Annotated in this window: 15 protein-coding genes; 8 read left to right on the top strand and 7 right to left on the bottom strand. The window is 37.8% G+C overall.

The window, feature by feature from the left end; translation table 11 throughout:
* Nucleotides 1-1,317: a S41 family peptidase gene (locus CVT17_RS04885; protein WP_410369078.1), complete on the bottom strand. Its 1,317-nt coding sequence runs from the start codon at nucleotides 1,315-1,317 to the stop codon at nucleotides 1-3.
* 208 nt (nucleotides 1,318-1,525) lie between these two features.
* On the opposite strand from CVT17_RS04885, the gene CVT17_RS04880 reads away from it, so the two are divergent.
* On the top strand, nucleotides 1,526-4,099 hold the full coding sequence (locus tag CVT17_RS04880) for an ATP-dependent Clp protease ATP-binding subunit (protein ID WP_107770344.1): 2,574 nt from the start codon (nucleotides 1,526-1,528) through the stop codon (nucleotides 4,097-4,099).
* A 105-nt stretch (nucleotides 4,100-4,204) separates the two neighbouring features.
* Here the strand turns inward: CVT17_RS04880 and CVT17_RS04875 are convergent, their stop codons facing one another.
* Nucleotides 4,205-5,743: an inorganic phosphate transporter gene (locus CVT17_RS04875; protein WP_107770345.1), complete on the bottom strand. Its 1,539-nt coding sequence runs from the start codon at nucleotides 5,741-5,743 to the stop codon at nucleotides 4,205-4,207.
* A gap of 130 nt (nucleotides 5,744-5,873) precedes the next feature.
* Between CVT17_RS04875 and CVT17_RS04870 the strand changes: the two genes are divergently transcribed.
* Together CVT17_RS04870 and CVT17_RS04865 are read left to right on the top strand one after the other, a co-directional pair.
* The gene (locus tag CVT17_RS04870) at nucleotides 5,874-6,776 is read left to right on the top strand and encodes a disulfide bond formation protein DsbA (RefSeq protein WP_107770346.1); all 903 of its coding nucleotides are present in this window, start codon (nucleotides 5,874-5,876) and stop codon (nucleotides 6,774-6,776) included.
* 30 nt (nucleotides 6,777-6,806) lie between these two features.
* Nucleotides 6,807-7,238, top strand: coding sequence for a GatB/YqeY domain-containing protein (locus tag CVT17_RS04865; protein ID WP_107770347.1), 432 nt, complete (start codon nucleotides 6,807-6,809; stop codon nucleotides 7,236-7,238).
* A gap of 508 nt (nucleotides 7,239-7,746) precedes the next feature.
* On the opposite strand, the gene CVT17_RS04860 is transcribed toward CVT17_RS04865, so the two are convergent.
* From CVT17_RS04860 to CVT17_RS04840, 5 genes are read right to left on the bottom strand one after another with little or no spacing between them, the layout of a single operon-like run.
* A complete protein-coding gene (locus CVT17_RS04860) occupies nucleotides 7,747-8,211 on the bottom strand; it encodes a flagellar protein (RefSeq protein ID WP_230853270.1) in 465 nt (154 codons plus the stop codon).
* A gap of 32 nt (nucleotides 8,212-8,243) precedes the next feature.
* Nucleotides 8,244-9,590, bottom strand: a complete 1,347-nt coding sequence (locus tag CVT17_RS04855; protein ID WP_107770348.1) for a TolC family protein — start codon at nucleotides 9,588-9,590, stop codon at nucleotides 8,244-8,246.
* A 1-nt stretch (nucleotide 9,591) separates the two neighbouring features.
* Nucleotides 9,592-11,520 carry a MacB family efflux pump subunit gene (locus tag CVT17_RS04850; RefSeq protein ID WP_107770349.1) on the bottom strand — a complete coding sequence of 643 codons (1,929 nt, stop codon included), beginning with the start codon at nucleotides 11,518-11,520 and terminating at the stop codon, nucleotides 9,592-9,594.
* The gene (locus tag CVT17_RS04845) at nucleotides 11,521-12,714 is read right to left on the bottom strand and encodes an efflux RND transporter periplasmic adaptor subunit (protein ID WP_107770350.1); all 1,194 of its coding nucleotides are present in this window, start codon (nucleotides 12,712-12,714) and stop codon (nucleotides 11,521-11,523) included. It abuts the gene before it with no gap.
* Between the two features lie 54 nt (nucleotides 12,715-12,768).
* A complete protein-coding gene (locus CVT17_RS04840) occupies nucleotides 12,769-14,802 on the bottom strand; it encodes an ATP-dependent helicase (RefSeq protein ID WP_107858755.1) in 2,034 nt (677 codons plus the stop codon).
* Between the two features lie 65 nt (nucleotides 14,803-14,867).
* Here CVT17_RS04840 and pbpC point away from each other — a divergent pair, with 65 nt between their 5' ends.
* From pbpC to CVT17_RS04815, 5 genes are all read left to right on the top strand, one after another.
* The gene (pbpC, locus tag CVT17_RS04835; protein WP_107858756.1) at nucleotides 14,868-17,036 is read left to right on the top strand and encodes a penicillin-binding protein 1C; all 2,169 of its coding nucleotides are present in this window, start codon (nucleotides 14,868-14,870) and stop codon (nucleotides 17,034-17,036) included.
* Between the two features lies 1 nt (nucleotide 17,037).
* A complete protein-coding gene (locus CVT17_RS04830; protein WP_107858757.1) occupies nucleotides 17,038-22,158 on the top strand; it encodes an alpha-2-macroglobulin family protein in 5,121 nt (1,706 codons plus the stop codon).
* Between the two features lie 122 nt (nucleotides 22,159-22,280).
* The gene (locus CVT17_RS04825; protein WP_107858758.1) at nucleotides 22,281-24,905 is read left to right on the top strand and encodes a valine--tRNA ligase; all 2,625 of its coding nucleotides are present in this window, start codon (nucleotides 22,281-22,283) and stop codon (nucleotides 24,903-24,905) included.
* Nucleotides 24,905-25,861 carry a methionine ABC transporter ATP-binding protein gene (locus CVT17_RS04820; RefSeq protein ID WP_107770355.1) on the top strand — a complete coding sequence of 319 codons (957 nt, stop codon included), beginning with the start codon at nucleotides 24,905-24,907 and terminating at the stop codon, nucleotides 25,859-25,861. Before CVT17_RS04825 ends, CVT17_RS04820 begins: the two co-directional genes overlap by 1 nt.
* Nucleotides 25,861-26,535, top strand: a complete 675-nt coding sequence (locus CVT17_RS04815) for a methionine ABC transporter permease (protein ID WP_087585899.1) — start codon at nucleotides 25,861-25,863, stop codon at nucleotides 26,533-26,535. Before CVT17_RS04820 ends, CVT17_RS04815 begins: the two co-directional genes overlap by 1 nt.
* The last annotated feature ends 31 nt before the right edge of the window (nucleotides 26,536-26,566 follow it).

Here is a 26,566-nt window from a genome sequence, read left to right as displayed (position 1 = left end):
TTATTGTTTTATTTTTAAAATTTTGATCGTATCAATTGCTGTTTTTAATTGAATATCTTCATCAACTTTTTTTTGCGTGATTATCTTTTTATCATCTTTTGCTTCAGTTTTATTGCCCTCGCTTGTAGGATTTATCTTGTTTAGCTCGCTTTTTAGGTGCGCTTTTAGCTCACTTTCTTTGATGCTAAACGCACTATCGTCGCTTTGTGGTACTTTACCAGGATGTACGATTACATCGGGTGTTACGCCAACCGCTTGGATGGTTCTGCCACTTGGCAAGTAGTATCTTGCGATGGTTAGCCTTAATGCTTCTGTATCGTCTATTGGAAGGATTACTTGAACGCTTCCTTTGCCAAAGGTGTTTTCGCCGATTATTACAGCACGTTTATGATCTTGAAGTGAGCCACTTACGATCTCGCTAGCACTAGCACTTCCGCCATTTACTAGTGCAACAAGCGGTAGTTTTGAAAGAGTTTTACTAGCGCTTGCTTTATACTCTACATTTTCAGATGCATCGCGACCTTTTTGAGAGACGATGACGCCGTTATCTACAAAAAGATCCACTAGATCGACAGCTTGATTTAAAAGTCCGCCAGGATTGTTTCTAAGATCAAGTATGATGCCACTTGCTTTTGGATATTCTTTGATCGCTTCTTTTACCTTTGTAACAACATTTTTATCAAAATTTGTGACACGCACGTAAAGAATGTTGTCATTTTCTATCATTTTTGCATAGACAGATTCAACCTTTATAAGATCTCTTATTATTTTTACGTCAAATGGTTTTTGCTCACCTTTTCGTAAAATTGTGATAGTTATTGGAGTTTTTGGCTTGCCGCGCATTTTATTTACAGCTTCATCTATCGTTGTGCCGATAGTCGAGTTACCATCTATTCTTAAGATGATATCGCCCGATTTTATACCTGCTTTATCAGCTGGGGTATCTTCTATCGGTGAGATAACGGTTAGTGCGCTATCTTTCATGCCAACTGTTATGCCAAGGCCACCAAATTCTCCACTTGTTTGCACCTGCATATCTTTGTAAGCTTTTTCATTTAAAAAGCTTGAATGGGCATCTAAATTTTGCATTAAACCAGCGATGGCTTTATCGATGATCTCTTTAAATTTAATGTCATCAACATAGTATTTTTCAACGGTTGAAATTGTTTTTGTAAGCTTTGAAAGTGCTTCAAGCTTCGCACTTGCTTCGTCTTCACTCTTTGCAAAAAGTGCATTCACTGCTACGCTTGAGATAAGCAAAGCACCTGTAATTTTTAGTGCAAAAAATCTACTAAATTTATTCAAAATTTCTCCTATAATTTTTGGCTCAATTCTATTAGCTTTTGGCTAAAAAAAGTATAAATTTAAGCTTATATTTTTGCTTTTGGATAGTTTTTGATACAAAATTTATAACGGTAAATTTTAGCAATTAAATAAAAAGAGTGACAAGCATTATAAAAATACTTGACAATATAAGACTAAAGTTATATAATGGCGACCATATAAAATAATCCAAGGAGATTTAATGGCTGATATAACAGAAAATTTAACAGCTCAGATGCAAGAAACTCTTGAAAAAGGTATTAGTTTAGCGATATTTTCTAAAAATCCGCAAGTTGTTCCGCTTCATATTTTTTGGGCTTTGCTTGCAGATAGTAATTCTATTTTAAACCAAGTGTTTAATAAAATGAATGTAAGTAAAGATGCTGTCGAGCTTGAAGTAAAAAGTAAAATTTCTTCACTTCCAAGTAGCTCAAACATTACAAAAGATAATGTTTCAGTTTCAAGAGAGCTTATAAATTCTCTTGAAAATGCAAAAGCGTTGATGGTAAGTATGGGCGATAGCTACATAGCTGTTGATACATGGATCATCTCATCTCTTGAACTTAGTGAGATCAAACAAATTTTAAGCAAATTTTGCGATATCTTAGAGATCAAAAAGAACCTTGAGAGCATAAGAGGCGGTAAAAAGATAGATAGCCAAACTGGCGATGATACTCTTGATAGCTTAGAGAAATTTGGTATCGATCTAACGCAAAAAGCGCTAAATAAAGAGCTTGATCCAGTCATCGGCCGTGATGAAGAGATCACTAGGATGATGCAAATTTTAATAAGAAAGAGCAAAAATAACCCTATCTTGCTTGGTGAGCCAGGTGTTGGTAAAACAGCCATCGTTGAGGGGCTAGCTCAAAAGATAGTGGCTCGCGATGTGCCAACAAGCCTTGCAAACAAGCGTGTCATCGCACTTGATATGAGTGCAGTCGTAGCTGGTGCAAAGTATAGAGGTGAGTTTGAAGATAGATTAAAAGCTGTCATCGACGAGGTGAAAAAAGCTGGCAATATTATACTTTTTATAGATGAAATTCACACCATAGTTGGAGCTGGTGCGAGCGAGGGCGGAATGGACGCTGCAAATATCCTAAAACCAGCTCTTGCGCGCGGCGAGCTTCACGCTGTTGGTGCGACAACATTAAAAGAATATAGAAAATACTTTGAAAAAGATGCAGCACTTCAAAGACGTTTTCAACCAATAGACGTCAAAGAGCCAAGTGTAAATGAGGCACTTCAAATTTTACGTGGTATAAAAGAGCGTCTTGAAGTTCACCACGGTATCACGATAACAGATAGTGCGCTAGTTGCCGCAGCAAGGCTAAGTGACCGCTACATCGCAAACCGCTTCTTGCCAGATAAGGCGATCGACCTTATAGACGAGGCAGCAGCTGAGCTTAAGATGCAAATAGAGAGCGAGCCATATGAGCTTTCAAAGATAAAACGCGAGATTGTAACGCTTCAAGTAGAAAAAGAAGCTCTAAAGATGGAAGATGCGGATAAAAATAAAGAAAGACTTGGCGAGATCGAAAAAGAGATAGCTGATCTAAATGAGAAAAAGCTAGCACTTGATACAAAATTTGAAAATGAAAAAGCTGTTTTTGGCGGAATTTCAAAAGCTACAAAAGAGATAGATAGCTTAAAATCACAAGCTGAAATAGCAAAAAGAAATGGCGATCTTCAAAAAGCTGCCGAGATAGAATACGGCAAGATAGCAGAAGCTAAAAAGCAAAAACACGAGCTTGAAGAAAAATGGGATTACATGAAAAAAGAGGGCGTGCTTCTTAAAAATCAAGTCGATGAAGAGCTTGTGGCTGAAATTTTGAGCAAATGGACCGGAATTTCAGTTAAGAAGATGCTAACAAGCGAAAAAGAGAAATATCTGCGCATCGAAGAGCATCTAAGAGAGAGCGTTGTCGGTCAAGATGACGCACTACACGCACTTGCACGTGCTGTTAAGAGAAACAAAGCTGGACTAAATGAGGGTCAAAGACCGATTGGTTCATTTTTATTTCTTGGACCAACAGGCGTTGGTAAAACTCAGTCTGCTAAGGCTTTGGCTAAGTTCTTATTTGACGATGAGAAGGCGCTTATCCGCTTTGATATGAGCGAATATATGGAAAAACATAGCGTGAGCAGGCTTCTTGGTGCGCCTCCAGGATATGTAGGCTACGATGAGGGCGGTCAGCTAACAGAGGCAGTTCGCAGAAGACCTTACTCAGTCATACTTTTTGACGAGGTTGAAAAGGCCCATAAAGATGTATTTAACATACTTTTGGGAATTTTAGATGACGGACGTGCGACTGATAACAAAGGTGTAACGGTTGATTTTAAAAACACTATCATCATTTTAACTTCAAACATTGCTTCAAATTTCATAATGGAGCTAAAGGGCGAAGATCGTGATGTGGCTGTTAAAAACGAGCTTAAAAACTACTTTAAACCTGAGTTTTTAAATAGGCTTGATGATACTATCATCTTTAACCCTCTAAATGAGCAAGGCCTAATCTCTATCGTTGAGATCATGTTTAAAGAGCTTGAAAAAACTCTTCATAACCGCGGTATCAAGGCAATTTTAAGCGAAGAGGCTAAGAAATTTATCGCAAAAGCTGGCTTTGACATAGTTTATGGCGCAAGACCTCTTAGAAGAGCGCTTTATGAGCTAGTTGAGGATAAGATCGCTGATATGATCTTAAAAGATGAGCTTCAAAGTGGCGATGAGATCACCATCGATAGCGACGGCGAGAAGATCATCATTAAGAAAAAATAACTTCAAATTTACTTGGCAGGTTGGATCAACTTGCCAAGCTTTCATATAAAAATTTATACAAAAAATATCTAAAAAATAGGGCGGTTTAGCTATTTAAAAATATAACTAAACGCCTAGTAATTTAGCAAGAGCAAAGTAAAATATAGCCGATGAGATAGCAGCTGCAGGAAGTGTGATGAGCCAAGCAAGGATGATTGGTTTTACCATTTTCCAGTTTGCATTTTTATTTACGATACCGATACCTAAAACTGCGCCTATTAGGATATGCGTCGAGCTAACTGGTATGCCAAGCTTTGTGGCTAGAAGTATGACGATACTTGAGGCAAGCTCGGCGCTAAAGCCAGTTGTCGGTAAAATTTCAGCTAGTTTTGAGCCGATGGTGGTGATCACCTCTTTGCCTAAAAACCAAAGTCCAACGACAAGCGAGATGCCAAAGGTTACCATCGCGATGCTAGGTATCGGTGAGCTTTCGTTTATAGAGCCAGTTTTTAGCACGTCGAGTACGGCTGCAAATGGTCCAACCGCATTTGCGATGTCGTTTGCACCATGTGAAAATGCAAAAGATGAAGCGGTAAAAATTTGAAACCATGAAAAAATTCTATTGATGCTCTTTTCGCTATCGTTTTTGCTCATGACATTTATGATAGCAAGGCTTGCAAGATATGCTAGAGCCCCAATCACAAAGATGATCCAGACGGTTTGGATGATACTAAAGGCTAAATTTATATGCTCAAGCCCTTTAAAAAGCATCATTGATGAGATGACCATCGCGGCAAATCCAGCGATGATCGGGATATGCTTTTTCATCGCTTTAAAGGTATCTATCTCTTTTTCACTATCTTTCATAATGCGGATTTTTGAGCGATACTCGCTGTATTCAGTGGTTTCGATCTCGTCCTCATCGATAACTGCAATCTTTGAAAGAGTAGCTATTTGCTCCTCAGCCGGCTTTGTTTTTAGTGCTTTTATGAAGCTTTCTTTATAAGCTTTTCGCTCAGCTTTTAGAGCTTTTAGATTCATTTTAAGTTCATGTGTTGGCTCAATAATCTTACTTTTTACGTAGCCAAATATTATGTAAGACATCACGCCGCCAAGCAGTGGTGAGACGACCCAGCTTACGGCGATCCTACCGATCTCGCTCCATGAGACCATGCTAAATGGTTCTGGATCTTTTATCATAAAGCCCATAGCAAGTCCTGCGCCAACGATGCCACCGACAATCGAGTGGGTGGTTGAGACTGGCAGACCTTTTTTGGATGCGTAAAATAGCCAAAGCCCAGAGCTAAGAAGGGCTGAGATCATGATGATGACAAATTTCATCGGGTTTAGATCGCTTGGGAATTTTACGATCTCGTTTCTAATCGTATTTGTAACCTCTGATCCTGCAAATATAGCACCGCTAAGCTCAAAAATGGCTGCGATGATGAGAGCTTGCTTAAGCGTAAGAGTCTTAGCGCCAACGCTTGTGCCAAAGCTGTTTGCAACGTCATTTCCACCGATATTAAAGGCCATAAAAAGACCAAACATGCCAGCGATCAAGAATAAAAAGTAGTTATTTGTCGGGATGTACTGATAGCCCCAAACGAAAAATCCAACGCTACAAATTGCAAAAATAACAAATGCCAATAAGTTATCTCGAAGCAATCAAGCCCCCTTATAAGGTTTTTGATAGGGATTATATCTTGAAAAATATTAAAGTTTTTAGAATTTTTCAACTTTAAATGATACTAAATTATCATATGTTAGAATCTGCAAAAATTTTTAAGGATAAATTTTGGTTATAGCGATCGATCTTGGCTCAAACACATTTCGCGTAGCGCTTGTCAAAAAAGAGGAAAATGGCTTTAGTAACGAGCAAATTTATGAAAATATAGTAGGAGCTGCTAGAGGGCTAAATGAAAGTGGCAAGATAGCAGATGAGTCCAAAAATAGGCTCTTTGAAGCGATAGCGGAGGCTAAAAGTAAATTTGACTTTGATAAATTTAAATGCGTAGCAGTCGCAACTGAGGCTTTTAGGGTTGCGTCAAATAGTGAGGAAATTTTTAGCGAGATAAGAGAGAAATTTGGCATAAATTTTCATCTAATAAGCGGTAAAGCAGAAGCAAAGCTTACATTTTTGGGTGTTCAAAATGCTTTTAAAAAGCTTGGAATCAGTGAAAATTTTAGTATCATTGACATCGGTGGAGCAAGCTCAGAGATCGGTGAAGATGGAAATTTTATGAGCTTTAAATTTGGCATTATTACATTTTTTGAAAAATTTAAAACACTTGATTTAATGCAAGAAAATGCAAAAATTTATACAAAAGATGCAAGAGAATTTTTAAATAGTTTAAAAAATAGATTTATCGTGCTGACTTCTGGCGTACCAACTACTATCGCAGCGCTACGACTAGGACTTAACTACGAGAACTATGATCCAAAAAAAGTAAGCGGATTTGAGCTTAAAAATGATGATCTTGCTTGGTTTGTGGATGAGCTTTTAAAGATGGATGACAAAAGCGCTGACGCGGCAGTTGGAAGAAGTAGAAAGTATCCGCTCATCGCTGGGACACTACTCTTAAAAGAGCTACTAAGCGGGCAAGAAGCTAAATTTATAGTTATCGACGATGGGCTTAGAGAAGGTGTTGGGGTGACCTATCTGCAAGGAAAATTTCAAGAAATTATCACAAATTTTTAGTTAATATTTCAAAAATTTAAAGGAGAGAAAATGAGCATAAGAGAGCAAATTTTAGCTGATATAAAAGAGGCTATGAAGGCAAAAGATGAGTTCAAAAGAGATACCTTAAGAACGCTAAATGCAGCACTTAAGCAAGTTGAAGTCGATCAAAGGATCGAAATGACTGATGAAGTAGTACTTCCACTGCTTCAAAAGGAGATCAAAAAGAGGGCTGACTCAGTTGAGCTTTATATAAAAGGTGCTAGAGAGGATTTGGCTAAAAAAGAGCAGGGCGAGATTGAGCTTATTAAGGCATATTTGCCAGCACAACTAAGTGATGAAGAGCTTAAAGAGAAAATAAAAAAGATTATTGAAAGAGTTGGTAAAAATTTAGGCACTGTAATGAAAATGGCAAAAGATGAGATCGGAGCAAGTGCTGAAGCAAAACGCATAAGTATGATCGCAAAAGAGCTTTTGGCTTAAAATCTACAATCTTATAAAACTTCTAATTTTGAAAACTTACTTCTAAATGTTGTAAGTTTTCAAAAAATCAAATACGACTTTCATTTTAAAAAGATAATTTTAAAAGCATAATACTTATATGAATATGTTAAAAGGTAAAACACAAGATTTTTTATATATTTGTATTGAAAACTATAATTTTCAAATTGTTATTTTAATTTTCTTATTTTTTCTTTTATATGAATTTAAATATTGATTTATAGGCTTATTTTGGATTTTATCTTTTGTATGATTTTAATTTATCCATTAAATTTGACATAAAAATATTTGTAAGAAAATTAGTTAAATTTTATACTTTTCAAAAAATGTGAAATTTGTATTTATCTTATATATAACTTAAAATTTGATCTACCCTATTTTGAAAAAGTGAGCAAGAGCTATCTTTGGAGTTTGTGGTTCTTACTTTTAAGCACAGAGCACTAACCTTGCAGAAACTGCGATAAATGTACATAAAGCGCTCGCTCAAGAATTAAATTTTATCGTCAAAAAGTGTGCGGATATCCAGTGTGTAGTTTTTAGGCATAAAGATCGGCGAGTCTAAAATTTCAAGCAAGCCATCATCAAATGAGAGAAATTCCACTACTCTTTTGCGCCTATTATCAGTTTTTATGCTCATATCGGCTAGGTGCACTACCTTTACGATCTGCATTTTATCTGCCGTCCATTCAGAAAAAGCTAGAAATTTAGAGTCCTCTGAAAACAAAAAGCAAGCAGTCGCCCTTTCGCTAAGTAAAATTTGAAGCGCATCGTCATCTTTAACTAAATTTTGATCAAAATTTGATAGTCTTTTTTCGTGGTTTGAAGGCTCATTTTTTAAATTTAGACAGTGCTCGCTATTTATAAAAAGCCGTAGCTCGCCAATGGTTGGGAGCGCCCATGGCGACCTCGTAGCCTTCAAATTTGGTGCTAAATTTGCCATCACTGCTACACGCATTTGCCTCATAGTCCCAAGCCGAGCTCATAAATTTACCTATTAAATTTGCCTGCCATGGCTTTGTAGATATTTAGCTCGTCTTGTAAAAGCGTGTATTTTGCTTTTAAAAGCCCTATTTTTGCCTCTAGCTCGCTATTTTTAGCCTCTAAAAACTGCTTTAGCTCGACCTTGCCATAGGAGTATTTTAGTTCGTAAATTTTTGAAATTTCCTCGTAGTTTTTTATCTGCTCTTGATAGTTTATAAGCAGCGCTTCGTCGTTTAGGTAGCCTTTATAAAATGCGTCTATTTCGTTTAATGCGCTATTTAGAGTGCTTATGTAGTTTAGCTTTGCAAGCTCAAAATTTACCTCACTAATCTTTAAATTTGACTTTAGCTTAGAGTAGTTTAAAAACGGTAAATTTAAAGCGATATTTCCATTTAGAAATTTAAGGCTAAAGGCTTCCTCTTTTTTGTCGGTGCTGCTTTTAAGGCTGGCTCCTAGCGTGATGCTTGGATAAAACTCTTTTTGGCTCGCTTTGTAGTTTAAGATGCCCTCTTCTATGCGGTAAATGGCCGCTCTTAGATCAGGGCGGTTTGCTATGGCGCTTGTTGGCACATCTAGATCAACGCCCACACTTTTTACAGGGCTTAGCGTGAGGCCCTCAAATTTAAGCTCAAAATCCGGCCTCTCATTTAGCAAAATCCTAAGCGTTTTTTTAGCACTCACTAGCTCTTTCTTAGCACTTTCTATCTTATTTTGAGCGCTTAAGAGCTGCGAGTTTATCTGTTTTAGGCTTAGCGCCTCCTCTTTGCCAAGCTTAAATTTAAGCCCAACTATCTCATTTAGCTTGTTATAAATTTCTAAAATTTGCTCATAAGTTTTGATGCTCTCGTTTAGATATAAAATTTGAAAATAGGCATCTGCTACTGAGTTTATAACGCTTAGTTTGCTAGCCTCTAGATCAAATTTAGTAGCATCCGCTTCAAACATCGCCGCATCTTTGCTGTTTGCTAGCTTTTGCCAAAGATCAAGCTCGTAGCTAAGCCCTATGCTTGAGCCAAAACTTCTAGTGACCGCACCGCCCTCTTTTATGTTTTTACTGCTTCCAGCCTCAAAACCAGCGTTAAAACTAGGGATCAAATTTGCTTCTAAAACGCCAGCTTGAGCGAGCGCTTTATTTACATTTATCGCAGCTTTTGCAAGGTCGGTGTTGTTTTTAAGAGCAAGTTCTACAAGCTCATCAAGGTAGCTTTGCTCATACTGCTTCCACCAAGAAGTGTCTAAATTTAGCTCGCCACTGGCGTTATCTTCAAGTAAAATTTGCTTATAGTTTTCATCTATATTTTTAACAGCGCAGCCGCTTAAAACGAGCACTAAAGCTAGGCTTAGAAATTTCATATTACTCCCTTGAAAGCGCATCTATTGGATTTAGTTTTGAGGCATTTTTAGCTGGCATGTAGCCAAAGATGATGCCAATAGCCATCGATGTAACAAGCGCAAGTACGATTGAGCCATTTGAAAAGATCATGCTAAAGCCATCTAAAAAGTTATTAAATATGTAGCCGATCGCATAAGAAAAGGCTATGCCGATAGCTCCACCAATTAAGCAAAGTAGCACCGCCTCTATCAAAAACTGCTGCAAGATGTTGCTCTGCCTAGCTCCGATTGCCATTTTTATGCCTATCTCTTTGGTACGCTCTGTAACTGAAACTAGCATGATATTCATCACGCCTATACCACCAACTACTAGTGAAACTACGGCGATACTTGATATTAGAAGGCGCATGGTTGAGATCGTCTCTTCGATAGTCTGCTTGATGCTATCAGAATTTCTTGTAAAGAAGTCTTTTTTGCCGTGTTTTATCGTTAAAAGATCGGTTAGGCTCTTTTCTGCGATCTGAGCATTTACACTCTCATTTACTTTTACGGTTATTGAGCTAATAAATTTATCTCCCGTTATCTTGTTTATCACAGTCGTGTATGGAGCATAAATTTTAAGCAAGCTAGCATCACCGACTTTAAACTCATCTTTTTGCAAAACGCCTATAATGCGAAGTGGCTTTTTGTTAAAAAGAATGATCTTGCCGATAGGGTCTTCATTTTTAAATATACTGTTTTTGGTATTTTGATCTATTAATGTGACAGAATCTGAGTTTAAAACCTCGTCGTCATCGTAAATTCTTCCTTTTTCTAGCTTTAGTCCATTTACGTCAAAGCTCCCTACTCCACCGCCCTTTAGTGTCGCTGTTAAGGAGATATTTTCATATGTTAGTACGCCTGAAGTACTTGTGTTTGGAGTGACTGAGTCCAGAAATGACTGCTTTGAGAGCATATTTGCGTCACTTATAGAGAGCGTTTTTACCCTGCCTGAGAGCATATCGCCAAAGCCTTTTCCTGGCATGATATCGATAGTATTTGTACCGATCTTTCTGATGCCAGCTAAAATTTGCTCCTGTGAGCCTTTGCCAAGAGCTACGACGCTAATGACCGCGGTTATGCCAATAATAATGCCAAGCATGGTTAAAAGTGATCTTAATTTATGAGCTAGCATCGCATTTACCGACATTTTAAAGCTTTCAATTAGCTGATCTTTATAGTAGGTAAATTTGCTTTTTTCTGGCTGAGTTTGCTTTTTGACCTCAAAAATTTCACTATTTTTTACGTTATCGTTTACGATGTTGCCATCTTTTATCTCGATCACTCTACTCGCGTACTCGGCGATCTTTGGGTCGTGCGTGACGATGATGATGGTGTGACCTTTTTTGTAAAGATCCACTAAAATTTCCATCACTCTAAGACCACTTTTGCTATCAAGCGCGCCTGTTGGCTCATCAGCCAAGATGATCTCGCCACCATTCATCAGAGCCCTTGCTATGGAGACCCTTTGCTGTTGTCCGCCTGAGAGTTTATTTGGTAAATTTTTTGCTTTTTCGCTAAGGCCAAGAGAGTCTAAGATCTCCATCCCTCTTTTTTCTCGGTCGCTCTTATTTGCTCCTGCGTAGATGCTAGGAAGTGCGACGTTTTCAAGAGCATTCATTGTGCTAAGCAGGTTATATCTTTGAAAGATAAAGCCAAATTTATCTCGTCTAAGCTTAGCAAGTGCGTCGCTATCAAATTTTGATATATCTTTGCCATCTAGCAAGTACTGCCCGCCACTTGGGCTATCAAGGCAACCAAGGATGTTCATCAGAGTTGATTTACCAGAGCCAGACTGACCGATGATAGCTATAAATTCGCCCTTTTTTATCTCTAAATTTATGCCATGAAGAATTTCTATTTCATTCTCACCTAGCTTAAAGCTTTTTGTGATATTTTTTAGACTTATCACTTAAAACTTCTTATTTTCTTTTTCGATCATCTTGGCTATCTCGCTTGCTGAGCCTTGTGATGTGATGATCTCATCACCCTCATTTACACCGCTGATAATCTGCGTATCGAGGTTGTCTTTTATGCCGGTTTTGACCGCTGTTTTTACCGCTTTGCCATCTTTTAAAACATAGACAAATGTGCCGTTTTCATCTCTTTTGATGCCGATACTTGGTACGATGATAGCGTCCTTTACGTTTGCTATTAAGAGTTCATTTTGCGTTGTCATGCCTATTCTTAAAATTTTATCTTTATTTTCAACTATGCTTTGAGCATAATAATAAACAGCTGAGTTGCTTGAAGTGCTTGAGCTTGTGGATTTGCTACTACTGCTAGAGCCATAGCTACCATCGCTTAATGTCGTTAAGCCAGGGTCGATTGAGCTAACCGTCGTTTGAAATTTTTTCGTTGGCTCAGAGAGGATCGAGTACTCAACTGGTGTACCAACTTTTATCTTTGTGATGTCGCCCTCGGCTATTTGCATCTTCATCTTAACATAGCTAAGATCTGCGATCTTTACGATAGTTGGAGTAGTTTGATTGGCATTTACAGTCTGTCCCTCTTCGACCTGCACGCTTACTACGGTGCCATCTCTTGGAGCGGTGATCTTTGTGTAACCTAAATTTATCTTAGCAGTACTTAGCTCGATATTTGTCTGCTTGATCTGAGCTTCAAGCTCCTTTATCTTGGCACTATTTGTGCTATAAGTGTTTTTTGCGCTTTCAAATTCTTGTTTTGAAGTGGCGTTTCTGGAAAAAAGTGCATTTTCTCTATCAAACTGCGTTTTAGCGATATTTAGAGCCACTTTTGCACTTTCAAGCTGAGCTTTGTAGATAGCAAGCTGAGCTTCTTTATTATCTATGCTATTTTGCTGGGTCGAACTATCAATACTTGCGATCATATCGCCCTTTTTGACCTGATCTCCAAGCTTAATGTAGAGTTTTTTTATCTGGCCGCTTACCTGCGCACCCACATCAACTAGCTCGGTAGCAAAAATCTCTCCAGTTGCATCGACTTTCTTGCTAAATGATCCCCTTTTTGCCTTTTTGGTGATAAATTCCACCTTTTCATCTTTTATCTTAAAAAAATTATCATAGATAAAATATCCACCGACGCCTAAAATAAGCAGGATTATTAAAATTTTAGATTTTTTCATTGCTTCTCTTTGTAAAAAATTGGTCAATTTTACTTAATAAGATTAAAATTCTCTTTAAACTTCCTCTTTCGCCATGCCAGCCTCTATCAAAAACCTACTTGGTTGGTAGGTCACCTTCTTTATCTTGTCGTATTTTGCATAGCTAAGATAGAGCTCGTCTTTTGCACGAGTTACGGCTACGTAAAAGAGCCGCCTCTCTTCTTCTAGGCTGCCACCCATGCTCATTAGCTTTAAATTTGGAAAGCGGTTTTGCGCAAGATCGACGATAAAAACTTGGTCAAACTCAAGCCCTTTGCTCGCATGCACGCTAAGCAAGCTAACGCCCTGCCCTTCGCTCATCTCGTTGCTTCCAAGGGCTAAGAAGTTATAAAATTTACTGATATCTTGATACTTTTTAGCTAGCTCGCTTAGCACCACGCTCTTTGCCATTATGCGCTCTTTGACCTCTTCTTTGAGTGCTAGGTCGACGTTGCCGTTTTTTAGAGTTGCCCTTTTTGTGCTGAGATTTTCAACGATTAGAGAGTAAATTTTGCTAGTTTTTATCTCATTTATCATCGTGGCTGGCTTTGAGATATTTCTCATTCCTCTTAAAAAGTTGTAAATTTCATATAAAAACTGCGCCCCACTCTCGCTTAGCTTTTGTAGTTTTAGCACTGGATGGCCTAGGAATTTATCACTAAAGCCAAGCTTAGAAAACCTTGAAACTTCGGCAAATTCGTCAAGATCGTCAAAAAGGCCAAGCTGGTAGTTTCGCCTTTTGTTTGATGAGATATTTACGCTCTCATCTGGCTCAACTATCCCTTTTATCAAATTTCCATGCCCAAGCTTAAGCAGCGCGTCAAAAATTTCTTTGCTAACGGCGCTACCAACGCCTTTTGCGTATTCGCAGATGTGGATAAATGCCATTATATCTTTTGGATTGACATAAATTCCCATGATGTCGATGAGCGCCTTGATCTCACGGCTCTCAAAGAAGCTCACCCCGCCCTTTCGCTTTGAGCTGATACCTCGCTCTTTTAGCGCAACCTCGATACCGTCCGCTGATGAGTTATTTCTAAAAATTATGGCGATATTTTCTCTATTAAATGGCGAGAGCGAGATGATGTCGGCGATATTTTGATACTGATCAAAAAGCTCGTTATAGACAAGTAGCCTTGGAGGCTTGAAATTTCCCTCGCGGCTAACTGTGAGGTGCTTTTCATAAAGCCTTGGATTGTTGTTTATGACCTTGTTTGCAAGGGCAAGTATGCTTGAGCTTGAGCGGTAATTTACATTTAAAGCGTAAATGTTTGCGCTTGGGAAGCGATCTTTAAATGAGCCAATGATCTCGATATTTGCGCCGTTAAATGCGTAGATACTCTGATCAAAATCGCCCACGCAAAAGAGGCTCTTTGTCGCAAATGCGTCTATGAGGCTGCCTTGAAGCGTGTTTGTATCTTGATACTCATCGATCAAAATTTCATCATAAGCTAAATTTGTCCCATTTTTTAGCTCGTCGCGCATTTTGATAAGAAGGTCGTTAAAATCAGCGTAGGCAAATTTAGCCTTTTCAGCCTCAAACTCTTCTAAGACATCTTCATAAATTTCGGCATAAACGCCCTGCTCTTCGCTCTTATCGCTTATCCATTTGCCAAAGGTGGTGCCTTGCTCGCTGTTTTGAAATAGCGAGTAAAGGTCATATAGATAGGCTCCGCCGTAAGGCTTGACGTCGCTTAAATGGTAAAATTTACGCCTCTCAACAAGACTTTTTAAAAGCGTCTTTAGCTCGCTTGGCTGCTTTAGCGTGACGCCTTTATCAAGGCTTTTTAAAAGCGAAAATGAGACCGAGTGAAAGGTGCCTGCGGTGATTTTAGAAGTGATTTGTTTATCAAAATACCTATTTAAGCGCTCTATCATCTCGCTGGCTGCTTTGTTTGTAAAAGTTAGAAGCAAAATTTTCTCTGGTTTTACGCCTAAATTTAGTAGATGAGCGATGCGCGCGACTATGGTGCTAGTCTTGCCAGTGCCAGCTGAAGCGATGATGAGATTGTGTCCAAATGGCGCAGTTGCGGCGGTGTATTGTTCTTTGTTTAACCTAGATAAAGGCATTGTTTCCTCTTTTTTAAAAAGGCCTAATTATAGCTACTTAAACTTTAACAGCTATAATCACGCGGATGAAAAAGTTTAAATTTCTAAAATTCCTTGCCCTATTTTTGGCTTTAGTGGTCGCTATCTTTTTGATACTTGATCAAATTTATCCACTAAATTTAGACGCGCTTAAAAAAGACGAAGCCAAAATTTTGCTTGATAAAAATGGCAACATTATAAATATGAAGCTTAGTAGTGATGGAATTTGGAGATTTCACGAGCAAAGCTTCCCAAACTCACTAAAACAATGCGTAGTGCTCTTTGAAGATAGGTATTTTTACTACCATTTTGGAGTAAATTTTGCCTCCATTTTTAGAGCATTTTTTCACAACCTAAGAAGTGACAACCGCATAGGGGCTAGTACCATCACGATGCAAGTAGCTAGGATGCTTGAGCCAAGTGATCGAAGCTATAAAAATAAGATAAGAGAAATTTTTAGAGCATTTCAGCTTGAGCTTCACTTTAGCAAGGATGAAATTTTAAATTTTTATCTAAATTTAGCCCCATATGGTGGCAATATCGAGGGTGCAAAGGCGGCAAGTTTTTTTTATTTTGGCAAGGAGCTAAATGAGCTAAGCTACGCTCAGGCCGCACTTTTAAGCACGATACCAAAAAATCCAAATAAAAATAGACTAGACCGCGTTTCAAACATAAATGCCTTAAAAAACAGGGTCATAAAGATGCTTTACAAGGCAAATTTAATCGATCTTAGCGCCTTTAAAAGAGCGCAGGCTGAGCCATTTAAAAATGTAAGAGCAAAAGCTATCGTAACCGCGGAAGATTATGCAAATGTCGCTTTTAAAAACCAAATTTCAAAGGCGAGTTTGGATCTAAATTTACAAAAAGATATGCTTAAAATTTTAAAAGATGCGATGTTTTCGCTAAAGGCTAAAAACGCAAACAACGCAGCAGCCGTGGTCATTGATAATAAAAAAATGAGTGTTGTTGCCTTTATCGGCTCGCACGATGAGCGCGCACGCGATGGCAAAAACTCAGCCCTAAATATGAAGCGAAACACCGGCAGCACATTAAAGCCTTTTATTTATTCGCTAGCACTTGATAGTGGGCTTATAACGCCAAATTCGCAGTTAATAGACACGCAAATTTATATAAAAGAGTATGCTCCAAAGAATTTTAGTAATGATTTTTTAGGTATCGTAAGCGCAAAAGATGCTCTAAATTTCAGCCTAAATATTCCGGTTATAAATTTAAACTTAAAACTAAAAGACAATTCGCTTTACGAACTACTTGAAAAGGTAAATTTAGTAGATGAAGATAAAGAGTATTATGGAGCTTCTATAACGCTTGGAAGTGCTGAAATGAGCCTGCTTGATCTTGCTCATCTTTATACTATTTATGCAAATGACGGCATTTATAGGCCGCTTGAGTTTGCTGGCAAAAACTACAAAAATGAGGAGAAAAATGTAACTCTCATCTCGCCTCAAAGTGCTTATTTAACCGCTAAAATGCTAAGCGAAGCCTCAAGATCATATCTAAAAAACGCTTGGCAATACGCGCAAAACACGCCAAAGATTGCCTTTAAAACTGGCACAAGTGCAAGCTCACGTGATCTTTATGCAATAGGCGTTGATGAAAATTACACAATTGCTATTTGGATTGGAAATTTTAATGCCAGTAAAACTGATAAATTAACAGGACTAAATGACGTATCAAAGAGTCTTTTTGATATGTTTAAGATAATCGCTCAAAAAGAGAAGTTAAGATTTATGAGTGAGCCAGATGGCATAGAAAAGCTACCGACCTGCCTTGATGCCTTTAACTATGAAAAGTGTAAAAAAATGGCGCTTGATGATAGGATAAATGGTGTAGATTTAAAGGATAAGTGCGAAAGTTTAAGAGGCGAAGAGCTTGATTTTTTGGTTAAAAATGAGCTTTTGGATAAAGATGAGATACAAAAAAGTCCTTGTGCTGAAATTTTTAAAGACAAAAAGCCAGTTTTTGCCTATCCGTATGACAATGAAGAGATAGTGACAGATGAAAATATTACACAAGTTATGGTAAAATGCTACGCGTTTTTAGGCGATGAAATTTACCTAAAAATAGATGATTTGAGCTTTTCTAAGATAGAAAATGCAAGCGAAAAAAAGTTTGATCTAACTCTTGGCGAGCACAGCATAAAATGCCTTGATCAAAACTCAAATCAAAGTGAAATAACAATAAAAATAAGGAGATAAAATGTGGCAAAAAGTAGCGCTTCTAACACTTTTGGGAATGACAAATTTATATGCTTTGAGCCTAAATGGTACAGCACAGATAAAATCACCCCTAAGCGTAGAGTTTGGACTAGAAGATAAAGTAGATAAAAATTTTGTTGGTATGCTAAGCGATAAAAAGCTACTTTTGTGCCAACCAGCATTAAATGGTACGGTTAGATTTAATAATCAAAGCTTGCTGCTTTTTACAAAAGATATGCATGCTGGTTTGGATTATAGCTGCAAGCTTGAAAATGGAAGCACTGCTAGTTTTGCTACGAAAGAATTTGAGCTAACAAAGATAGAAAAAATAAGCGATAGCAAATATATACTTAAATTTAATGATGAAGTAAATATTGAAGCTATCAAAAATATTGCCGTAAAAGATGCGAAATTTAAAGCAATTGAGCTTTCTAACAATAGCTTTGAGCTTAATCTTGATAAAAATTTAAGCAATCCAGTTTTTGATTTTGGTGAAAAATTTGAGAGCAAATTTGGCGCAACGCCTTCAGGTGAAACGATAGTAAATTTTGCCGATGAAATAAGCGAAGAAAGCGTAAATATAAATGATAATGCAAAGAGTCTTGAGATACCAGAAATTTATCCAGTAAGCCTTGATAATGGCATCTTGGGCTTTAGAATTTATCTAAAAAATTGGCTTGATGACGACATTAACTTAAAAAAATTTATAAACATTAAAGGTGTAAAAAACTTTAGCATTAGTGATGTTAAATATAGTGACAACTATGAAGAAAACTCAGAACTTAGCGAGTATTATTACTACATTGATATCACAAGTGACGATTTTAAGCCACAAAATAGTTATGAAATCACCATTAAGCCAGGCTTTGGCGATGATAGAAATGTAGTAAGAGAAGAAAGTAGCTATGAAGTAGTAGCTGGCAATTTTACTCCGTTTGCAAATTTTATAAATAATGAACCATATATCTCAAGCGTCGGTGAGATCGGTATCAGAAGTGCAAATTTGCCTGAGCTAAATGTAAGCATTGAAAAGCTAAGCGATCAAAATTTTAGATATTTCTTAAATTTTAATGACAACAACGAAGAGTTAAGCAACTTCAGCACAAAAGTAGCAAGCAAAAGTTATAAGCTTGATGGCGCATTAAATGAAATTTCTCTAAATAAAATCAAACTTGACTTTGCCGGAGCTGGAGACGGCGTTTATAAGATAAATTTAAACTACGGCAAAGATAAGAGCGTCTCAAAAGTAGTCTATCTAAGTGATATCGCCGTAAATGCAAAGCTTGGTAAGGATGAAATTTTCGTATTTGCAAATCGTCTTGGCGAAAATACAATGCTTCCAAATGCAAATGTAAAAATTTATGGCAAGAAAAACGAAGAGATCGCAGTTGGTGCGACAAATGATATAGGCGTTTTTAAATTCAATAAAAAAGATATTTACAAAGATATCTCCTCAGTGGTTGTCTCTCTTGGAAAAGAGCAAAATTTTCTTATTTTAAAAGAAGACGAAGCGCTAAATGAAGCAAAATTTATGAGCCAAAATGCCAGTGAGAGTATCGATGCGTACGTTCATTTTGCTTCAAATATCATAAGACCAAATGAGAGTTTAAAGGGTGCAATCTATCTAAGAGATAGAGATTTTAATCCTTTAAAAAATATGCCTATAAAGATAAAATTTTTCGATCCACAAGGCAAAAGTAGTGCTGAAATTTCAAAAAATACAAATGACGTTGGCATGGTAAATTTTGAAAAAGAGATACTAAGCGATCTAAGCGGTAGATTTAATATGCAAGTAATTTACGCAAGCAAAGTGATCTCAAATGTTCCATTTTTTGTTGAGAGTTTTATGCCAAATAGGATAAAAAATGAGATAACGCTTGAGAGAGATAAATTCTTCGCAAATGAGCTTATTAGAGCAAATCTAGCTAGTAACTATCTCTTTGGTGGCGCTGCTAGTGAGCTTGATGGCAGTATGCAGGTTAGCTTTTTTGATGATGAATATAAAAATAGCGAGTTTAAAGAGTATAAATTTAAAAACAATACGCTAAAACCAAGCGCTTATCCATCTTTTGAAAACGATCTCACTCTTTCAAAAGATGGTAAATCAAGTCAAATGATAGATCTTAGCTTTAGTACTAAAAATGCCTCTTCTATCATAACAGGCGTGATAAATTTCAATGTAAATGATGATGGTAAAAACGTAAGCGATACAAAAAGCTTTACGCTCTATCCTTACAAGGATATGGTCGGTATCGCAGCAAGTACGACATTTGCTGAGCCAAACGAAGATGTAAAAATAAAAACGGTTGTAGTAGATATGTCAAGTCAAAAGGCCGTAAAATCAAATTTAAAATTTGATATAAAACGTGTCACTTGGCAATACCAAAGAGATGCAAATGGCTATATAAAGTGGTTTCAAACGCTAGAAGATGTGGATAATTTTTATAAAGACAATGGCGAGTTTAGCTATAAATTTACACAAAGTGGCTCATATGTGATCATCGCTACAAATCTAGTAAGTGGAGCAAGCACAAGCCTTGATATGGACGTAAGTGGCTACAACTACTCAACTCTAGCGCCTACAAAAGAGCTTAGCAAATCTCAAATCAAACTAAATAAGAATATCTACAAAAAAGGCGATGAACTAAGTGCTGATATAAGCTCAGCTATAAAAGAAGGCATCGCCCTTGTTACACTTGAAGATGGTGGCGTGAAAGCTTACAAGGTTGTTAAGATAAAAAACAACTCAGCAAATGTGAAATTTAAACTTGACTTTGATTTTAGCGGACTTTACGTGAGTGCAAATATCTACCGCATGACAGATGGCGGATTAACTCCGTTTAGGACTTACGGTAAGGTTTATGCTAAAGCTGATAAGTCATCAAGGATACTTGATCTAAGCCTTGATGCACCAAATACGGCAAAAAGCGATGAAAATATAAAAATTTCTATAAAAACAAAGCCAAAAACTTATGTAAATTTATTTATCACAGATGTTGGCGTGCTTGATATAACGTCACAAAAGCCAGCTGATCCACTTAAATTTTTTGACAAAATTTTACCAGATGGCGTTTTTGACTATGACATTTATAATATGCTAACAAACTATAAGGTTGAGGGCAAAACTTTAAGCTTTGGTGGCGATATGGCGGCACTTGCCATGGAGGCAAAAATGGCAAAACATGCTAGCCCGGTCGATAGTAAAAAAGTAAAAACATATGCAAATTTAGTAAGTCTTCAAGCTGACGATAATGGTGAAATTTCATACGAGTTTAAAACGCCAAATGGCTTTAACTCTGCCATTAGAGTAGATGTCGTAGCAAATAATGAAAGTAGTATGAACGCTATAAATAAAGAAATTTTAGTAAAAGATGATGTGATTATTAAGCCAAGTGCGTTAGTTTATCTGCTAAAAGGTGATGAGCTAAATGCAAACTTAAGGCTCATAAACACAACAAATGAGGATAAAAATTTAACCATAAAAGTGGCTAGCAGTAAAAATTTAAGCATCAAAACAAAAGAAAATATAAATTTAAAGCCGCTTGAAAATAAAGCCTTTACGTTTAAAATTTCAGCTCTTGAAGCTGGAGCTGGCGAATACAATATAACAATAAGCGACAAAAACAGCTCAAAAACTGCTCAAAATTTACTTGATGTAGTTAATCCTTATACGATTAGCACCTATGCAAAAAGTAGCGTCTTTGATAAAGAGAGCATGATCTCTCTTCCAAAAGGCTTTCACAATGTTAGTATAGATGCGTCAAGCTCGGTCTCAAGCGTATTATTAGCAGCTTCTAAAAATTTAGTCGAGTACCCTTATGGATGTGCGGAGCAAAGGAGCTCAAGGCTGCTTGCGCTTTTAAATTTAAAGCCAAAAGATGAGCTTGAAAAAAATGATCAAAAGAGATTTATTGCAAGCGGTATGAGTGAGCTAATTAAGATGCAAAAACCAGATGGTAGCTTTGGCTACTGGAGCGATCTAGGTAGTACAAATGCATTTGCTTCGATCTATGCAACTGACGTGCTACTTGATCTTGAAGAGGCTGGATATGAGCTAAATAAAAATGTAAAGCAAAGAGCATTAAATTCGCTCTTAAAATATACAAATACAGACATTGAAGCCCTATATGCTATCTATGTAAGCTCCCGCGCAAATGTTGCTGATAAATCAGTGCTAAATAAAATTTATGATCACAAAGCTTACAATACGACTGCACTTAATAAATATCTAATGGCAGCGGCTCTAAAGCTAAACGGCTTAAATGACGAAGCAAAGGCGGCGCTAAAAGATATTAAAAAAGCTCAGGCGGCTGATTACAGCAGGGATTATTCTAGCTTTGGCTCAAAGATGAGAGACAATGCATTTATCTTGTATCTGCACTCAAAATATTTTGAGAAAAACGACTACTCAGATGATCTTGCAAATTTCTTGATCACAAATTTAAATGAGCTTAGCTCAACACAAGAGCGTGCATTTACCCTTAGAGCACTAAATGCTTACTTTGGCAAAGATGTTGGCGAGAAAAATAATAAATTTAAGCTTAGCTACAATGGCGAAAGCAAAGAATTTGATGGCCTTTTAAGCGTATCATTTACAGCAAAAGATGGAAATTTTACCATTACACCACTTGGTGAAAACAAGCTATATGCCACTATTTTAAGCTACGCTTATGTGCCACTTGAGATCAAGCATAAAATAGAGCCAAAAGAGCTTGATATTTATAGAACGTTTGTCGATGAAAAAGGCAAAGAGCTAGGTCTTGACAGCCTAAGAGTAAATGATGTTGTCTATTCAAAAATAGTGATAAATTCTAAAGCTATGGTTAAAAATGGAGTAATAAACGAGATCGTAAGCAGCTGCTTTGAGCCAATAAATGAAAATTTGAGTGGTTTTAATAAGAGCCTTAAAGATAGCATTGAGCTTGAATATCAGAGCATAAAAGATGATCACGTTTTAAGTTTTTATGCACTAGATAGCGACAAAAGAGAGGCTGTGCTTTATACACCTTATCGTGTAAGACTTGGTGGCAAATGCTCGCTTGGCGCGGTCACAACTGAAAATATGTATAACGAAAGACAAAACGATTACGACCTAGCTCAGCGAAGCTTTACTGTCAAATAAGCCATATAAATTTTGGGGCGTTTAACCGCCCCAAGCCCATATTTCCCCACTTTTGCAAAGATTTTTTTAAACAAATTTTAGATAACATTAAGCATTTTTTAAACGAAACTGAGGAGACAAAAGTGGCAGAATTTTACAATGCAAAAGAGATAGAAGACAAATTTTATAAAATTTGGGAAGAACGCGGATACTTCGAGATAGACGCAAACAAAGATATCCAAAAAGATGGACGTAAATTTTGCATTATGATGCCACCTCCAAACGTGACTGGCTCGCTTCACATAGGGCACGCCCTAACCTTCACACTTCAAGATATCATGACTCGTTATAAAAGGATGGACGGATACAAGACACTTTGGCAGCCAGGCCTTGATCACGCTGGTATCGCTACTCAAAACGTAGTTGAAAAGCAGCTCCTAGCACAAGGGATCAAAAAAGAAGAGCTTGGACGTGAGAAATTTGTAGAAAAAGTGTGGGAGTGGAAGGAAAAAAGCGGCGGCATGATCGTCCACCAGATGCGAAAGCTCGGCATCACTCCGGCTTGGAGCAGACAAAGATTTACAATGGATGAGGGATTAAGAAGAGCTGTGAAAAAGGCCTTTGTAAATTTATACAACAAAGGGCTGATAGTTCAGAAAAACTACATGATAAACTGGTGTACGCACGATGGCGCACTCTCTGACATCGAGGTCGAACACAAAGAAAATAAAGGCAAGCTTTATCATTTAAGATACTACTTTGCAGATAAGCCAAGCGAATTTGTAGTGGTTGCTACTACTAGGCCTGAAACCTACTTTGGCGACACCGCCGTAATGGTAAATCCAAACGATGAGCGCTATAAAAATTTAATCGGCAAAAAGGTTGTTCTACCTATCGTAAATAGAGAGATCGATATCATCGCAGACGAGCATGTCGATATGGAGTTTGGTACAGGCCTTGTTAAGGTCACGCCTGCGCATGATCAAAACGATTACGAAGTTGGCAAAAGGCACGACCTTGAGTTTATTACTGTATTTGATGAAAAGGGTATTTTAAACGACAAGTGCGATAAATTTGCAGGTCTTGAGAGACTTGAGGCTAGAGATATCGTCGTGGCCGAGCTTGAAAAACTTGGCAATGTCGAGAAAATCGAGGACTACGAAAACCAAGTGGGCTACTGCTACCGCTGCAAAAATGTCGTCGAGCCATACATCTCAAAGCAGTGGTTTGTCAAAAAAGAGATCGCAGACGAGGCGATACAAAAAGTCTCAGAAGGCCTTGCTAAATTTTACCCACCACACTGGATAAACAGCTTTAATGCGTGGATGAGAGAGCTAAGAGACTGGTGTATCTCACGCCAGCTTTGGTGGGGGCACCAAATTCCAGTATTTTACTGCGATGAGTGCGGTCATATGTGGGCTGACGAGGGCGAGCCGTGTGAATGTAAAAAGTGTAAAAGTAAAAATTTCCACCAAGATCCAGACGTGCTAGATACGTGGTTTAGCTCTGGTCTTTGGCCATTTAGCACGCTTGGCTGGGGCAATGAAAATGAGCTAAAAAATGAAAAATGGTTTGAAGGAGACCTCGCTGAGTTTTATCCAAACAACCTTCTAATAACTGGCTTTGATATATTATTTTTCTGGGTTGCTAGGATGATGTTTCAGGGTGAAAATGCCCTTGGCAAGCTGCCGTTTGACGACATCTACCTGCATGCGCTTGTAAAGGATGAGTTTGGCAGAAAGATGAGTAAAAGCCTTGGCAACGTCATCGACCCGCTTGATAGCATAAATGAGTATAGTGCCGATATATTGCGCTTTACGCTAACGCTTCTAGCCGTTCAAGGACGCGACATCAAGCTAAGCGACGCCAAGATGAAGCAGGTAAGAAATTTCACCAACAAGCTTTATAACGCAAGCAAATACCTCATGCTAAATGAGAGTAAATTTCCAAATTTAGAGGATATCAAGCTTGAAACAAAGCTTGGAATTTATATGAATAGCCGCTTTAACGAGTGCGTGAGAGAGGTTCGTGAAAACATCGACGCATACCGCTTTAACGACGCGGCAAACACACTTTATAAATTCCTTTGGGATGAGTTTTGTGACTGGGGCATCGAGCTTAGCAAGGCTGATAAAGCGAGCGTAAAAGAGCTTGGAAGTATATTTAAAGAGGTGATGAAATTGCTAAATCCATTCATGCCGTTTCTTTCAGAGTATCTTTTTCAAGAGCTTAGCGGTATAAATTTGGAAGATGCAAAGTCGCTTATGGTGATGAGCTACCCAGAGATAAAAGAGCGAAATTTAGAGGTTGAGAAGAAATTTGAGCTAGTTATCGAAGCGATCGTCGCTATTCGCCGTGCAAAAGCTACTATCGATCTTGGCAACTCAAAGATAGCAAAAGCCTTTGTTAAATTTAATGAAAAAATAGACCTTGACGAGGTTAAAGAGTACATCAAACTGCTTGCAAAATGCGAAGAGATCGGCTTTGTAGATGAGAAAATCGAAAATTCAATAAGAGACGTGAGCGAAAATTTAGAGGCATTTGTCCCGCTTGAAGGGCTTGATATGAGCGGTATCATCACAAGACTCAAGTCTCAAAAGACGAAGCTTGAAAAAGAGATAGCTAAGCTCTCAGGTATGTTAAATAATCAAAATTTCGTGGCAAATGCACCAAAAGAGGTCATAGAGACAAACAAAGAGGCTTTGCGAAGCGCTGAGGCTAAATTTAAAAAAGTATGTGAAGAATTAGAAGCTCTTGGAGAAAAATAGTGATAAAGATAGAAAATTTAAGCAAATTTTATGGTGATACGCAGATCCTTTTTGATATAAATTTAGAGGTTAAAAAGGGTGAAATTTTTGCTATCGTGGGACACAGCGGTGCTGGTAAATCAACGCTTTTAAGGTGCATAAATGGGCTTGAAAGCTATCAAGGCGGTAGCTTAAAAGTCTTTGATCAAGAGATAAAAAATTTAGATGAGACACAGCAGAGACATTTAAGGCGAGATGTTGGGATGATATTTCAGCATTTTGCATTAATGGCTAGAAAAAATGTCTTTGAAAACGTCGCTACTCCGCTTAAATTTTGGGGTTACAAAAACGATGAGACCGAAAAAAGAGTAAAAGAGCTTTTAAATTTAGTCGGTCTTGAAAGTAAGGCAAAAAGCTATCCAAGCGAGCTAAGTGGTGGTCAAAAACAGCGTGTAGCGATCGCTAGAGCGCTTGCTTTAAATCCTAAAATTTTACTGAGCGACGAGGCGACTTCGGCTCTTGATCCAAACACGACAAATCAAATTTTAGAATTGCTTGAAAAGATAAACAAAGAGCTAGACATCAGCGTCGTCATCGTCACGCACGAGATGGAGGTAGTAAAATCGATCGCAAAACGCGCGATTTTGCTTGAAGGCGGCAAGATAATAGGCTCTGGAAGCATCGAAGAGTTATTCTTAAAGCCAGACGAGAAGATGAAAGAGTTTTTGGGTGAAGTGGAAATTTTGCCGAGCACTGGCACAAATATCAGGCTATTTTTTCCAAAAGAAGTGGCTCAAAACAGCGTGATCACACACATGGCAAGAAGCCTAAATATCGACTTTAACATAGTATGGGGTAAGCTTGAGAAGCTAAACGAAAATGTTCTTGGCTCGCTTGTCATAAACATAGATGAAAAAGATAAAGAAAACGTACTTAACTACATCAAGCAAAGTGGCGTTTTATGGGAGGTTGCTTGATGTTTGGTATTGATTTTTCTAAATTTCCAGATGTTTTTTCTAGGATACTTTTGCCAGCTATCGGCGAAACGCTATATATGAGCATCGTCTCCACCCTACTTGCCTTTGCCATAGGCCTTATACCTGCGGTTTTGCTCATACTTTCAGACAAAGATGGACTAAAGCCAAACAAACAGCTTTACTTTATCCTTGATATCGTTATAAACGTACTTAGAAGCTTTCCGTTTATCATCCTCATCATCGTGCTATTTCCAGTCACAAAAATGATCGTAGGTACAAGTATCGGTACCACAGCTGCGATCGTTCCGCTAACTATCGGAGCAGCTCCATTTGTGGCAAGACTCATTGAAAATGCGCTAAAAGAGGTTGATAAAGGTATCATCGAAGCTGCTCAAAGCTTTGGTAGCTCGAAATTTCAGATCATCTTTCGCGTGATGTTTGTAGAGGCGCTTCCTGGCATCATCTCGGCTTTTACACTAACGCTTATCGTAAATATCGGCTTTTCAGCGATGGCTGGAGCAGTTGGTGGCGGCGGACTAGGATCTGTCGCTATAAACTACGGATATCAAAGATTTCGCCCAGATATCATGCTCTACACCGTGGTTATTCTTATCATTATGGTTCAAATTTTTCAAGTTTTAGGTAACTACTTATATAAAATTTCTAAAAAATAGGCCTTTGTTTTTATCTGATTTTAAGCTTTTT

Source organism: Campylobacter concisus (genome assembly GCF_003048775.2).
Classification (GTDB): domain Bacteria; phylum Campylobacterota; class Campylobacteria; order Campylobacterales; family Campylobacteraceae; genus Campylobacter_A; species Campylobacter_A concisus_I.
Note: the sequence above shows the minus strand (reverse complement) of the source record. Positions and strands in the feature narration are given on the sequence as shown.

Excerpts from the sequence above, each read along its gene's own strand:
- CVT17_RS04855 (WP_107770348.1), bottom strand. The coding sequence starts at position 9,590 with ATGAAATTTCTAAGCCTAGCTTTAGTGCTCGTTTTAAGCGGCTGCGCT.
- CVT17_RS04815 (WP_087585899.1), top strand. The coding sequence starts at position 25,861 with ATGTTTGGTATTGATTTTTCTAAATTTCCAGATGTTTTTTCTAGGATA.
- CVT17_RS04845 (WP_107770350.1), bottom strand. The coding sequence starts at position 12,714 with ATGAAAAAATCTAAAATTTTAATAATCCTGCTTATTTTAGGCGTCGGT.
- pbpC (WP_107858756.1), top strand. The coding sequence starts at position 14,868 with ATGAAAAAGTTTAAATTTCTAAAATTCCTTGCCCTATTTTTGGCTTTA.
- CVT17_RS04840 (WP_107858755.1), bottom strand. The coding sequence starts at position 14,802 with ATGCCTTTATCTAGGTTAAACAAAGAACAATACACCGCCGCAACTGCG.
- CVT17_RS04830 (WP_107858757.1), top strand. The coding sequence starts at position 17,038 with ATGTGGCAAAAAGTAGCGCTTCTAACACTTTTGGGAATGACAAATTTA.
- CVT17_RS04865 (WP_107770347.1), top strand. The coding sequence starts at position 6,807 with ATGAGCATAAGAGAGCAAATTTTAGCTGATATAAAAGAGGCTATGAAG.
- CVT17_RS04880 (WP_107770344.1), top strand. The coding sequence starts at position 1,526 with ATGGCTGATATAACAGAAAATTTAACAGCTCAGATGCAAGAAACTCTT.
- CVT17_RS04860 (WP_230853270.1), bottom strand. The coding sequence starts at position 8,211 with ATGCGTGTAGCAGTGATGGCAAATTTAGCACCAAATTTGAAGGCTACG.